The following is a 13,486-nucleotide window of genomic DNA, read 5'->3' on the forward strand; positions in this document are numbered from 1 at the left end:
ACTCTTGTGGATGTCAGGAAAGAACGCCCAAGGAGTCATCGATGTACACCAGCACCCATCTCAATGCGGTGGCCCGCGAGGCGATCGAGTACCGAGTACGCGACGCCCGCCGGCTCACCAACCGTCGAAGCACCACGCGTACACCACGCACTCGCGCGTCGCGACCACTCTCCCTCGTCCGGCGCGCGGCACATCGACTCGCCTGAGCGCCCACTCAGACGAGTCACCCGGGGGGACAGCCCGTCGGGGTTCGGTTCAAGCCAATGGCTCCCACCTTCATTGGCCCGGATCGGATCCCGACGGGCTTAGAGGTCGCGACCTCTTACTGTGCGGAAGGGTTACAGCAGCGGTAGGAGACGATCGATCTCGAACTGCGTGACCTGACTGCGGTAGTCGTGCCACTCCGCGCGCTTGTTGCGCAGGAAGAAGTCGAAGACGTGCTCGCCGAGCGTCTCGGCGACCAGCTCGCTGCCCTCCATGATCCGGATCGCCTCGTCGAGGTTGCGCGGCAGCGGCGCGATGCCGAGCGCGCGTCGCTCGTTCTCGGTCAGCGCCCAGACATCGTCCTCGGCCTCCCGCGGGAGCTCGTAGCCCTCCTCGATCCCCTTCAGGCCCGCCGACAGCAACAGGGCGTACGCGAGGTACGGGTTGCAGGCAGAGTCGATGGCCCGGTGCTCGATACGTGACGAGGGGCCCTTGTTGGGCTTGTACATCGGCACTCGTACCAGCGCCGACCGGTTGTTGTGACCCCAGGAGACGTACGACGGCGCCTCGCCGCCGTAGATCAGCCGTTTGTAGGAGTTGACCCACTGGTTCGTGACCGCGGTGATCTCCGGCGTGTGCTCGAGGATGCCCGCGATGAACGACCTGCCCACCTTCGACAGCTGGTACTCGGCACCGGGCTCGTAGAACGCGTTCTGGTCACCTTCGAACAGCGACATATGCGTGTGCATACCCGAGCCGGGGTACTCGGAGAACGGCTTGGGCATGAACGAGGCGTAGATGCCGTCGCTCAGCGCCACCTCGCGTACGACGACCCGGAACGTCATGATGTTGTCGGCGGTCGAGAGGGCGTCTGCGTAGCGCAGGTCGATCTCCTGCTGACCGGGAGCGCCCTCGTGATGGCTGAACTCCACGGAGATACCCATCGACTCCAGCATCGTGATGACCTCGCGCCGGAAGTCTTGTCCGATGCCTTGCGAGGTGTGGTCGAAGTAGCCGCTGTCGTCCATCGGCACAGGTCGAGTGCCGGGCTCGGGTTTGCCCTTGAACAGGAAGAACTCGATCTCGGGATGGGTGTAGAAGGTGAAGCCGGCATCGGCTGCGCGGCCGAGCGCGCGCTTGAGCACGTGCCGCGGGTCGGCGTACGAAGCGCTGCCGTCGGGCATCGCGATATCGCAGAACATCCGTGCCGTCGAGGGCGTCTCACCGCGCCAGGGCAGGATCTGGAACGTCGTCGGATCGGGCTTCGCGAGCATATCCGCCTCGTGCACGCGCGCGAAGCCTTCGATCGCCGATCCGTCGAACCCGATGCCCTCCTCGAAGGCTCCCTCGAGCTCGGCCGGGGCGACCGACACGGATTTGAGCGAGCCGAGTACGTCGGTGAACCAGAGCCGGACGAAGCGGACGTCGCGCTCCTCGAGCGCGCGGAGCACGAACTCCTCTTGCTTACCCATGAACTCAGTGTGGACACCCCGTGTTTCCGGTGTGTAACAGGGGTCGGAGAAGTCGCATCCAGACAGTTGACAGATATCTGACATCTTACTACTGTCCCTGCTCATAACGCCTGGAGGAGATACGCCATGAGCAGAGCCCGCAACCCCCGCCGTCGACTCAGTGCGGCCGTCTCGATCGCCGCAATCCTGCCTCTCAGTCTCGCGGCTTGCGGAAGCTTCGGCGGCGGTGATGACTCCGCCGAAGGGTCGTCCGACGGCACGGTCACGTTCTGGCAGTACTACGGCGACGAGAAGATGCCGACCGGTGCACCGCTGTACGACGTGCTGGAGAAGTACGACTCGCGATCCGACGACGTCGAGATCGACATCCGTTACATCCCGTTCGAGGACTTCAACCGCACGCTCACCCAAGCCGCGGCCAGCGGTGAGCTGCCCGACGTCGCGCTGATCAACGCGTTCGACACCCAGAACATGGCCGAGGCCGAGATCATCTCCGACCTCAGCGACCGGGTCAAGAAGTGGGGCGAGCAGGATGCGTACTTCCCGACCAGCTGGGAGACGACGCAGGTCGACGGAGCGACGTACGGAATCCCGCACGTCGCCGACGCGTACGCGGTCTACTACAACAAGGACCTGCTGAAGGCGGCGAACCTGAACCCGCCGACGACCTGGAGCGAGATGGAGCAGACCGCCGCCGAGCTCGGCCGTGAGGGCAAGTACGGCCTCGCGGTCAGCGGTATCGAAGGCGCACAGGGAGCGACCGGTGTGGTCCTTCGTACGCTCGCGGCCGGAGGAACAATCGAGGACTTCGGTGATGGCGGCGGTGCGACGGCACTCGAGTCGTTCAAGACGCTGGTCGACGACGGCGGCATGTCGAAGGGCTTCCTGACGTGGACCGAGGAGGACGCGAAGAACCAGTTCGCGAACGGCGAGGCGGCCATGATGATCAACTCCGCAACGTATGTGAGCATCCTGCGCGATGAGAACCCGGAGCTGAACTGGGGCGTCGCGCTGTTGCCCAAGGACAAGACCCGTGAGACCTTCCTGTCCGCGGAGAACCTCACCATCGGTGAGGGAAGCGATGACGCCGACGCGGCCTGGGATCTCATCACCTACCTGCAGAAGCCGGATGTGCTCGCTGACTACCTGCCGGCACGCAACAAGCTACCCGCACGCGACGACGTACCCGGCACGGACGAGGATCCGGTACGTAAGGTCTTCGCGGAGCAGCTGCAGGACGCCTGGGCACCCCAAGGCGCCCTTGCGACGCACGCCGACGAGGCACTGACGATCGTGCAGGAGGCGCTACAGGCCGCCATCAGCGGCTCGGCGGACCCGGCCGATGCCGCGGGCACGGCACAGTCCGATATCGACGAGGCACTCTCCGCGTCGTGAGTGCCATGGTCACGACCGAGCGCAGCGACGCTTCGGCGGGGGCAGCGACGACTCCCCCGCCGAGGCGCCGCCGGCGTCGCATTCCGGCGGGATACCTATTCCTCGCTCCAGCCATCGCGTTCGTCGTACTCACCGTCGTCTATCCCCTGCTCTACAACATCTCGCAGAGCTTCTTCGACGTCGGCCTTCGCGAGGTGGTCTCAGGCGGAGCGCAGTGGGTCGGGCTCGACAACTACCGCGACCAGTTCGGCCGAGCCGACTTCTGGCACGCGCTGCAGGTATCCCTGATCTACTCCTTCGCGACCGTGATCCTGACCTTCGCGATCGGCCTCGGCCTGGCGCTACTGTTCAACCGCCCCTTCGCGGGCCGGAACGTGATGCGGGCACTGCTCCTGCTCGCGTGGATCCTCCCGACAGTGGTGAGCGCCAACGTGTGGCGCTGGATCCTCGACGGCAGCTATGGACTCCTCAACGCCGGACTGCGCGGCGTCGGCCTGCTCGACAAGGATCTCTTCTGGCTCGGTGAGCCGAACCCCGCCGTCGCTGCTGTCACCGTCGCGACAGCGTGGAGTTTCGCTCCGTTCGCGATGATCCTGCTATCGGCGGGTCTTCAGGGCATCTCGCCAACCTTGTACGAGGCAGCTCGTATCGATGGAGCCGGCGCCTGGCAGCAGTTCCGCCGAATCACGATGCCGGTGCTTCGGCCGGTGAGCCTCACCGCGATGCTGCTGATCTTCATCTTCACGTTCAAGACGTTCGACACGATCTTCCTGATGACCGGCGGCGGACCCGGCGGCGCGACCGAGATCCTGCCGATCTACGCGTACAACGAGGCGTTCGAGTTCTCCCGGTTCGACACCGCAGCGGTCGCGACCACGACGCTGATGGTCGTCCCCATCGTGCTCTCCATCGCGTACTTCCGCACGATGCGTCAGGAGGACCACGCATGAATGTCACGACGAGCCGGCGCCGCTGGCTGTTCGTACTCGGGCTCGCCGTGACGATCGTCTACCTCATCCCCGTGTACTGGATGGTCAACACGTCCTTCAAGGAGGCGGGTGACATCTTCGCCTCGCCACCCGACCTCGTGCCGCTGCCGCCCACCACTGATTCGTACGACAACGCGGTGTTCTCGAACTCCGATATCGCACGCGGGCTTGCCAATAGCGCCATCATCGCCATCGGTACGACGGTGGTCACGTTGCTCATCGCACTGCCCGCGGCGTACGGACTGGCGCGGCTGCGTGTGCGCTTCGTTTCGGTGTTCCTGATGCTGTTCCTGATCGTGCAGATGGTGCCGTCGGTGAACCTCGCACTGCCGATGTTCATCCTGTTCAGCAGCGCCGGTCTGGTGAACAGCTACCTCGGCCTGATCATCGCCAATTGTGCACTCGCCGTCCCACTCGCGGTCACGATCCTGCGACCGTTCTTCTTGAGCGTTCCGGGCGAGATCGTCGAATCTGCCAAGATCGACGGCTGCAACGAGTTCACCGCGTTCTGCCGAGTTGCACTGCCGATCAGTACGCCCGGTGTCATCACCGTGGCCGTTGTGAGCTTCCTCGGGGCGTGGGGCGAGTTCGTCTTCGGCCTTGCGCTCGCGACCAACGAGAAGTTCCAGCCAGTCACCGTCGTCCTCGCCGGGCTCACCAACGCCTTCGGCACGCGCTGGAACGACCTGATGGCTGTCTCCGCGATAATCGCGCTGCCGGTGATCCTGGTCTTCATCTTCCTGCAGCGCTACATCGTGGCCGGCCTCACCGAGGGGGCGACGAAGAGTTGACCACGTACCCGAAAGGACCACCAATGAGCCGACTCGAGATCTGGGCCGCAACAACGACACCGTTCGATGCGGACGGCAGGCTCGACGTTTCGGTGATCCCCGAACAGGCCCGCCACCTCAAGGAGAACGGCGTCTTCGGCGCGTTCGTGACGGGTACGACCGGAGAGTTCCCCGCTCTCTCCGCTGCGGAGCGCATGCAAGTCGTGGAGGCGTGGGCAGACGTACGCCCCGAAGGGTTCGGGCTCGGCGCTCAGGTCGGCTCGAACGACCTCGCGGAAGCGAAGTCCCTTGCCACGCACGCGGAGGAGCACGGCGTTGACCTGATCGCAGCGGTCGCCCCGTACTACGGCGAGGCACCGAGGATCGATCTGTCCGTGCAGCACCTCGGCGGTGTCGCTGCGGCCGCACCTCGTACGCCGTTCTGCTATTACCACATCCCGAGCATGACCGGCTCCACGCTGTTGCCGAGCCAGATCGCCGCCCGCGCAGCCGTCGACATCCCGACGTTCCAGGCGGTCAAGTTCACCGACGAGGACCTGATGGAGTTCGACCGGACCCGCCGGGCACACAACGGCATGACGGTGTTCTTCGGCCGCGACGAGCTACTCCCAGCCGGTCTTGCGTTCGGCGCGACCGCCGTCATCGGCAGCCTGTTCAATGGCCTCGCACCGGTTGCGCATCGCGTCGTCGAAGCATACGACCGCGGGGAACACGACCGCGCGTACGACCTGCACCGTCCGTTCCGTGACATCGCCGAGGTGAGCGGTCGACATGGCGGCCTCGGCTTCGTGAAGGAGCTGATGAACCGGCTGAGCCCGGACGCAGGTCGCCCGCGCCTGCCGTGGGGGCCGCTCGACCAGCCCGCACTGGCAGCGATCGACGACCTGCTGCCGTCGTTGAAGGACGCAGTCGCCGATGCCGTCAATGACGGGGGCGCGGTGTGAAACGCAGCCCGATTTACCTCGAGGCGCAGAGCCGGCTGCGCGATTTCATCCGCGAACGCGGTCTGCGCGCGGGCGACCGACTCCCGCCCGAGGCGACTCTCGCAACGGAGCTCGAGGTCAGCCGGCCGTCTCTGCGTGAGGCGACGCGCAGTCTGCAGACGCTCGGGGTGATCGAGGCACAGCCCGGCAACGGCCTGTTCGTCGCGGAGTTCTCATTCCGGCCGGTCATCGAGCAACTGCCGTACGGACTCGCGGAGCTCGGCCAGGGACTCGAGGAGATCCTCACCGCCCGCGAGGCGATGGAGGTCGGGCTGATGCCGGCCGTCGCCCGGATGGACACCCATGAGGCACTCGACCGTTGCGCCGCGCTCGCCGAGCAGATGATCGAGTTGGAACAGCGTGGCGAGTCGTTCGAGGAGATCGACCGCGACTTCCATCTCACGCTCTACCGGCCGCTGTCCAACCCCCTCGTCGACAACCTGATCGAGCTGTTCTGGGAGCTGTTCGTACGACTCGGCGACGCAATACCCGGCCGACCGGAGAAGGACCGCGGCGAGGCCCATCTGCGAATCGTCCGAGCACTGCAAGCCGGCGACGGCAGTGCCGCAATCACTCATATGCGCGAACACTTCGACGACGTGCGCGACCGCGCCGCGAAGCTCGGCGGCGCTGATTCATGAGCCGACGACCCAACGTGCTCGTAGTGATGAGCGACCAGCAGCAGGCGGCGACGGTCTCGTCGGGCGACCCATGCCTGACGCCACATCTCGACGCGGTTGCCGAGCGCGGCGTACGTTTCCGCCGTTGCTACTCCCCCAGCCCGGTCTGCTCGCCCGCGCGAGCGAGCTTCATGACCGGACTACTGCCCCACCAGCACGGCATGGTCGACGTCGAACACGCGGTCCCGCGGTACCGGGCGGATCTCGTTGACGACCTACCGATGTGGAGCCAGGTTCTGCGCAAGGCCGGCTACCACACCGGCTACTACGGCAAGTGGCACGTGGAGCGTACGTACGACATGCGCGCGTACGGATTCGAGCGGTCCGGCGCGTACCGCGAGCCCGGTGCCGACTACCTCGCGCATCGCACGTCGCTCGGGCTCGGGCCCAAGCCGGCCATCAGCGAGCCGAGTAAGACGGTCACCCAACCCGGCTATCGCGATCTGCCTCTGTACGGCGTCACCGACGAGCCCGAGGAGTCGACACTCGAGCACTTCACTGTGTCGAACGCGCTTTCGTTCCTCGACGACGCGGTCACCGGCGACGACCCGTGGGCGTTGATGGTGAGCACGAAGGCGCCGCACGAGCCGTACGTCGTGCCACGTCCGTACTTCGACCTCTACGAGCCGGGGGCAATCGAGCTACCGGAAAGCTTCGACGACGATCTCGCAAGTCGGCCGGCGATCTACCGTCGCCAACAGACGGTGTGGGCCGACCTGTCGCCGGACGAGTTCCGCACGGCGACCGCCTGCTACTACGCGCTGTGCTCGATGGTCGACGCCCAGGTCGGCCGCCTGCTGCGCCGTATCGACGACGCCGGACAGCTTGACGACACCCTCGTCGTCTTTACCTCCGACCACGGCGACCTGATGGGCGCCCATCGACTTCTACTCAAGGGCGTTCCCGCCTTCGAAGAGGTCTACCGCGTACCGCTCATCGTGTCCTGGCCACGAGGTATCTCCGGTGGTCGAGTCGTCGACGACATCGTTCAGTCCCATGACGTCGCCGAAACCCTCGCGCTGCTCGGCGGTGCGACGCTGGACGCCCACGCCGTCGACCTGATGCCAACCCTGCAAGGCGAGTCGACTCCGCGCGATTCGGCGATCGCGGAGTTGCACGGACAGCGCTTCTCATACACCCAGCGTGTGGTCTGGCACGAGCGTTACAAGTACGTCTTCAACGCGTTCGACTTCGACGAGCTCTACGACCTCGCAACCGACCCGTACGAGCAGGAGAACCTCGCCGACGATCCCGCGTACCGCGACGTGCTCGAACGCCTCACGATGTTGCTTTGGGCGACGGCCGAACAGACCGATGACTTCACCATGACCGGTGCGCAGGACGGCACCTACCGTTACCTGCCTCTCGGGCCGCAATCCGTATCCACCGAAGGGAATGCGCCATGAGATTCACCCATCGACCACTGACGCTCCTCGTCGTCGCGGCATGCGCACTCGCGGTGCCCGCGGGCACCGCGAACTCTGCGTCTCCGCCGACGCAGTGCACCGAGTCCGTCCCGTTCACCTCCGGCGAAGGCGGCTACGAGATCTACCGCATTCCGTCGGTCGTCCGCGCAGACGACGGAACGCTCGTCGCGTTCGCCGAGGGCCGCGAGACGCGCTCGGACGCCGGCTCGATCGATGTCGTACGCCGGCGTTCCCACGACGGCGGGTGCACGTGGGGGCCACAGCAGGTCGTCGCCGATCAGGGCGACAACACGATCGGAAACCCTTCCCCCGTTGTCGATCCGCGTACCGGTGACCTCGTCCTGCTCACGACACGCAACGCCGGTACCGCCAGTGAAGCAGAGATCCTTCGCGGCGAGGTCCCGCCTGAAGACAGCCGCCGGGTGTTCGTACAACGCAGTCGCGACAACGGGCGTACGTTCAGCGCGCTGCGCGAGATCACGTCGACCGCCAAGCGAGCCGACTGGCGCTGGTACGCAACCGGGCCCGGGCACTCGATCGCGCTGACTCGCGGCGAGCACCGTGGCCGGCTGGTCGTACCGGCCAACCACTCCAGCGCCCCGCCTGAGGGTTCGTCCGACACGGGTCAAGAGGCCAAGTACTACGGCGCGCACAGCCTCTACAGCGACGACGGCGGACGCACCTGGCAGATCGGCTTCAGCGACGACACGTTCGACGGCGAGCTGAACACCAACGAGTCGACCGTCGCGGAACGCCGCGACGGCAGTCTCTACTTCAACGCCCGCGACCAAAACGGCACCTCACCCGAGACTCGCGCGGACGGCATCTCCACCGACGGTGGCGAAACGCTCGACACCCCGTACACCCCGCAGGCCGGCCTCGTCGGCCCCGTCGTTCAGGGCAGCGTGCTACAGGTACGAGGAGCCGGGTGGCCGTTGCTGTACGCCGGTCCGTCCGACCCCGACAGCCGCGCCGCGATGGCGATCCGGGTGAGCGACGACGGCGGCACGACGTGGGAGAACCGTTACCCCGTCTCGGATGCGCCCGCTGCGTACTCCGATCTCGTGCAGCTGCGTGGGAATCACGTCGGTCTGCTCTACGAGACGGGCGAGAGCGACACGTACGAGACGATCACCTTCGAGCGCGTCGATCTGAGTGATCTGCGATGACCGCGCGACGTACCGTCCTGGCGGCGAGCGGAGTCGGGATCGGGAGCCTACTCGCGGGGTCGCCCACGTACGCCGGATCGAGCCACCGGGCACCGCACGGCCAACGCTGGGAGCGCCTGCCCGATGTGCCGGCGAACACGACGGACTGGTCGGAGAAGATCCCGGTCGGCGAGTCGTACTGGACCCAGCTCGGTCTCGCCGGCCCGGTGGCAGGCGCGCACGGCGACTATCTGATCGTCGGCGGCGGCGCGAACTTCCCCGAGCCGACACTCACGGCGAGTCGATCACCGGAGCTGGGCAAGGTCTACTGGAACGACGCGTTCGTACTGCGCCGCAAGGGTCGCTCGTACGAGTGGCTGGATGCCCAGCTGCAGCTGCGCGATGCGATCGCGTACGCGGCTTGCGTGAGCACACCGGACGGCGTCATAGTCATCGGCGGCGAAGGATTCCGCGGCGGGCCGAACGGCGCGGCAGTCGCCACCGTTGAGAAGTTCGCCGACGTCTTCCGACTGCGGTTCGACGGCCACGACCTCGTCCGCGAGGACCTGCCACCTCTCCCCCGGCCGTTGTCGTACGGCTCGGCCGCGCTGGTGGGCAGCACTGTGTTCGTCGCCGAAGGTTCGACCTTCTACGCACTCGACCTCGCGAAGCGGTCCGCTGAATGGCGCACGCTGCCGACCTGGCCCGGTGACCCGCGTACCGTCGCCGTCGCCGCATCCGACGGCAAGCGGTTCTATCTGATGTCCGGCCGGGCCAAGCACGACGACGGATCGTGGACGCTCTACCAAGACGCCTACGCCTACGACCCGCGCCGCGCGCGTTGGAGTCGGCTCGCCGATCTGCCGTGGTGCATCATGGCCGGCGTGGCCATCGGCGACCGGCACGGCATCACCGCGTACGCCGGAGACCGTGACGTCGAGCGGTGGAACGAGATCGAGCAACTCACCGCCGACGGCCGCAGCGACGCCGTCACCTGGATCTACGACCACCACACCGGTTTCAACACCGACGTGCTCCGGTACGACGTGCGGCGCGACCGCTGGACGGTCGCCGGGCAGTTCGCCGGACCGCCGCAGGTCACCACACCGGCGATCGAGTGGGACGGCGATCTGGTCATCGCAAGCGGGGAGGTACGCCCGGGTGTCCGCACGCCCGCGGTGTGGCGGATCGGTCGATGACACCACTCACGACGGCCTCGTTGCGCGGGGTGTGGGGCTCGGTGCTGCTCCCGATCGACTCCGGTGACGGTATCGACTGGGACCGGCTCGGCGGCGAGGTCGACGTACTCGCGGCGTCGGAGCTCGACGGTGTGTACGCACACGGCACGGCCGGCGAGTTCCACACCCTTTCGGAGGATGAGTACGACCGGGTCAGCGCGGTCCTCGCAGCCGCGTGCGCTCGTACGGGCAAGGCGTTTCAGCTCGGCGCCAGTCATCCGGTCGCACAGGTAACGATCGAGCGGATCAGGCGTACGCGCCACCTCTCGCCCGGCGCGTACCAGGTCGTACTCCCCGATTGGCTGCCGCTGACTGACGACGAGGTTGCGACGTTCGTACGTCGGATCGCGAAGGTCGCGGCGCCGGTTCCGATCGTCCTCTACAACCCGCCACATGCGAAGACCTCGGCGACACCCGCCCTGCTGACCAGGCTGCTCGACGCCGCACCGTCGCTGATCGGCATCAAGGTCGCCGACGGCGATGCGGGCTGGTACGACTCCATGCACGCGGTGCTCGAACGCTGCGCGGTCTTCGTACCCGGCCACCGGCTCGCGACCGGGATGACCCGAGGAGCGGCCGGCAGCTACTCGAACATCGCGGCCCTCTCCCCTGCTGGTGCGGTCCGGTGGTATTCGCTGCTGCGAGACGACCCGGCCGCCGGCCTCGATGTCGAGCGCAGGATCGCGACCCTGTTCGACGAGCAGATCGCCCCGCTGCAACGTCGTGGACTGTCGAACCCGGCCCTCGACAAGTTCCTCGCCGCGGTCGGCGAATGGGCCGATGTCGGCCTGCGGATCCGCTGGCCGTACGATTCCGCACCCGAGGCCGCCGTCCTGCCTGCGCGACGACGCGCCAACGCCCTGCTGCCCGAGCTGTTCGGAGAGTGATCGTCGTGTCCGTGTCCCATCTGCCCGGTTCGAAGCCGTGGCGCAAGGAGCAACTGGACGCCGTGCTGCGCTTCGCCGAACAATCGGCGCTGCCCGACGGCGGCTTCGGTTGGCTCGACGCCTCCGGCGCGGTCGACCCGTCTCGTGAGCTGGAGCTGTGGATCAACGCGCGTATGACGTACGTGTTCTCGCTCGCGTCGCTGCTCGACGAGCGTACGCATCCCCTTGCGTTGCATGGCGTACGAGCGATCACGGAGCTGTTCGCGGACAAGGAGCACGGTGGCTGGTACGAGTCGGTGACCACGAAGCACGAACCGTCCTCGACGACGAAGTCGTGCTACCCGCATGCGTTCGTCGTACTCGCCGCGGCGACCGCGGCGAGCGCCGACGTCGACGGTGCACACACACTCCTCGAGTCGGCGTTGGACGTACACGCTCATCGCTTCTGGGAGGAGACTGCCGGCCGCTGCCGCGAGTCGTGGACCGCCGACTGGTCGCAGCCGGAGTCGTACCGAGGCGCCAACAGCAATATGCACACGGTCGAGGCGTACCTGGCCGCCGCCGATGCGACGGATGACGGTGTGTGGCGTGACCGAGCGCTGTCGATCTGCGAGCACCTCATCAACAACGCAGCGCGTGCGAACTCCTGGCGCCTACCGGAGCACTTCGACGCCGATTGGAACGTCGATCTCGACTACAACCTCGACGCCCCCGCTGACCCGTTCCGCCCCTACGGCGCAACGCCCGGGCACGGCCTCGAGTGGGCGCGCCTCCTACTCCAGCTCGAAGCAGCGCTCGACGATCCGCCGGCATGGATGGTCGACGCAGCGGTGTCGCTGTTCACGACCGCTGTCAGTGACGGCGCGGTCGACGACACGTTCGTCTACACCACCGACTGGGCAGGCACGCCGGTTGTACGTGAGCGGTTCCACTGGGTGTTGGCCGAGGCCGTCGCCGCCGCGGACACCCTGGCGCGACGCACGGGCGGCTCCATCGGCCCCGAGGAGTCGAACCGGTGGTGGCGCGCCATCGACGAGCACTTCGTCGACCGAGCGACCGGCAGCTGGTACCACGAACTCGGCGAAGACCTGCGCGTGTCGACGCGTACGTGGTCAGGCAAGCCCGACGCGTACCACATCGTCAACGCGATGCTGCTGCCCGACGCACCCCTCGCGCCGACGCTGGCCGAGTCGCTCGCCTGACTCTGTCGGTCCCCGCCGAATCAACTTTGCTGTCGGCTTTCGGCTTCTACTCGTTCGGCCACCCGTCTGCCCGGCTCCGGTTCGCTGCCGACCTTCGTCGCTACTTCCGTTGGGTAAAGACGCGGCGACGCGCGGAGGTGCCACTTCGGTTCGGTTGCTTGGCGGCTTTCCCGCCACTTTCGCGTGGTTGAAGGGTAAAGTCGGGGACTTCCCAAGGACGGTTGGTACTGTCCACGGGAAGTGACCCTTGGGACCGTGACCGTTTGCATTGGGGCGTGCGTCTGCGGGCTGAGGTTTGCCTTGGTCCCAAGGCAAACCGCACGACGGTCGGCGCGAGCGAGTGGACTCCTGCCACGGCAGCCACGTACGTACCAACGAGCACGGCAACCGTTCACTTTGCACGGTGTCCCTGCCATGCAAAGCGGAGTTTCGCCATGTTTACTTGGTAAAGCACCACCCACCGACGCACCGCCCGTTACACCTGCCGACCGACGTAACCAGCGAGCCGGGTGTACGGGTCCGCGTCTGCCGGAACCGCGACGGGCTGGGCGAACGGCCCGCCCTCGCCTCGCCCCTCGGCGGGGACATTCTCGGCGTACCAGTCGAGTGCGATCTGGGCAAGAGTCGGGTCGAGCCGATCGTCGCGGCCCGTCGCTCGGGAGAGGTCCCAGGAGTGGACGGTGAACTCATGGGTGTACGCGTCCAGGAGCTCGCGACCGGACAGCGTGCCCCATGGCATCGTGCAGCTCTTGGCGAGCTCTGAGTCGGGAGCCCAGACGTCCTCGAGCTCGGCGCGTGTTTTGCCGAAGGCTTCGCCCTCCTCGCCGCTGAGGTCGTCGGCCGGGTCGGGCACCTGGGTCGTGTCACCCCCATGGTTCGCGCGGATCAGCTTGCGCATCACAGCGACGAGGTGTGCGAGGAGGGTCCGGACGTCGTACTCGGCGCACGGCGTCGGTCGACCGAGGTCGTCCGGTGTCAATGCCTCGATCTGACGCTCGACCTGGTCGAGCACGGCGGTGAACTGCGGCCGCGGATCAAGGCTGTCGGACGTGGCAGGCATGAGACTCCTT

The 13,486-nt window shown here is 66.6% G+C and carries 13 protein-coding genes; 11 read left to right on the top strand and 2 right to left on the bottom strand.

Annotated elements, in window-relative coordinates; all coding sequences use genetic code 11:
• The first annotated feature begins 41 nt into the window (after nucleotides 1-41).
• Complete coding sequence (locus MU582_13800; protein ID UPK73510.1) at nucleotides 42-206, top strand: hypothetical protein; 165 nt, start codon at nucleotides 42-44, stop codon at nucleotides 204-206.
• Between the two features lie 132 nt (nucleotides 207-338).
• On the opposite strand, the gene glnA is transcribed toward MU582_13800, so the two are convergent.
• Entirely contained in the window at nucleotides 339-1,676 is a 1,338-nt protein-coding gene (glnA, locus tag MU582_13805) for a type I glutamate--ammonia ligase (protein UPK73511.1), read from the bottom strand.
• Between the two features lie 126 nt (nucleotides 1,677-1,802).
• Here glnA and MU582_13810 point away from each other — a divergent pair, with 126 nt between their 5' ends.
• From MU582_13810 to MU582_13855, 10 genes are read left to right on the top strand one after another with little or no spacing between them, the layout of a single operon-like run.
• Nucleotides 1,803-3,071: an extracellular solute-binding protein gene (locus MU582_13810; GenBank protein UPK73512.1), complete on the top strand. Its 1,269-nt coding sequence runs from the start codon at nucleotides 1,803-1,805 to the stop codon at nucleotides 3,069-3,071.
• A 5-nt stretch (nucleotides 3,072-3,076) separates the two neighbouring features.
• Complete coding sequence (locus tag MU582_13815; protein UPK77174.1) at nucleotides 3,077-4,021, top strand: sugar ABC transporter permease; 945 nt, start codon at nucleotides 3,077-3,079, stop codon at nucleotides 4,019-4,021.
• A complete protein-coding gene (locus tag MU582_13820; GenBank protein ID UPK73513.1) occupies nucleotides 4,018-4,851 on the top strand; it encodes a carbohydrate ABC transporter permease in 834 nt (277 codons plus the stop codon). Before MU582_13815 ends, MU582_13820 begins: the two co-directional genes overlap by 4 nt.
• Before the next feature lie 23 nt (nucleotides 4,852-4,874).
• On the top strand, nucleotides 4,875-5,795 hold the full coding sequence (locus MU582_13825) for a dihydrodipicolinate synthase family protein (protein ID UPK73514.1): 921 nt from the start codon (nucleotides 4,875-4,877) through the stop codon (nucleotides 5,793-5,795).
• Nucleotides 5,792-6,475, top strand: a complete 684-nt coding sequence (locus tag MU582_13830) for an FCD domain-containing protein (protein UPK73515.1) — start codon at nucleotides 5,792-5,794, stop codon at nucleotides 6,473-6,475. Before MU582_13825 ends, MU582_13830 begins: the two co-directional genes overlap by 4 nt.
• Nucleotides 6,472-7,920 carry a sulfatase-like hydrolase/transferase gene (locus MU582_13835; protein ID UPK73516.1) on the top strand — a complete coding sequence of 483 codons (1,449 nt, stop codon included), beginning with the start codon at nucleotides 6,472-6,474 and terminating at the stop codon, nucleotides 7,918-7,920. The genes MU582_13830 and MU582_13835 overlap by 4 nt, the downstream gene beginning before the upstream one ends.
• Nucleotides 7,917-9,110: a glycoside hydrolase gene (locus tag MU582_13840; protein ID UPK73517.1), complete on the top strand. Its 1,194-nt coding sequence runs from the start codon at nucleotides 7,917-7,919 to the stop codon at nucleotides 9,108-9,110. Before MU582_13835 ends, MU582_13840 begins: the two co-directional genes overlap by 4 nt.
• Nucleotides 9,107-10,288 (top strand): galactose oxidase, encoded by a 1,182-nt coding sequence (locus MU582_13845; GenBank protein UPK73518.1) that lies wholly within the window; start codon nucleotides 9,107-9,109, stop codon nucleotides 10,286-10,288. The genes MU582_13840 and MU582_13845 overlap by 4 nt, the downstream gene beginning before the upstream one ends.
• Nucleotides 10,285-11,214 carry a dihydrodipicolinate synthase family protein gene (locus tag MU582_13850; GenBank protein UPK73519.1) on the top strand — a complete coding sequence of 310 codons (930 nt, stop codon included), beginning with the start codon at nucleotides 10,285-10,287 and terminating at the stop codon, nucleotides 11,212-11,214. Before MU582_13845 ends, MU582_13850 begins: the two co-directional genes overlap by 4 nt.
• A gap of 5 nt (nucleotides 11,215-11,219) precedes the next feature.
• Entirely contained in the window at nucleotides 11,220-12,416 is a 1,197-nt protein-coding gene (locus MU582_13855; GenBank protein UPK73520.1) for an AGE family epimerase/isomerase, read from the top strand.
• Between the two features lie 475 nt (nucleotides 12,417-12,891).
• On the opposite strand, the gene MU582_13860 is transcribed toward MU582_13855, so the two are convergent.
• Nucleotides 12,892-13,476: a TIGR03086 family metal-binding protein gene (locus MU582_13860; GenBank protein ID UPK73521.1), complete on the bottom strand. Its 585-nt coding sequence runs from the start codon at nucleotides 13,474-13,476 to the stop codon at nucleotides 12,892-12,894.
• Between the last annotated feature and the right edge of the window lie 10 nt (nucleotides 13,477-13,486).

Source organism: Nocardioidaceae bacterium SCSIO 66511, assembly GCA_023100825.1.
GTDB lineage: Bacteria > Actinomycetota > Actinomycetes > Propionibacteriales > Nocardioidaceae > Solicola.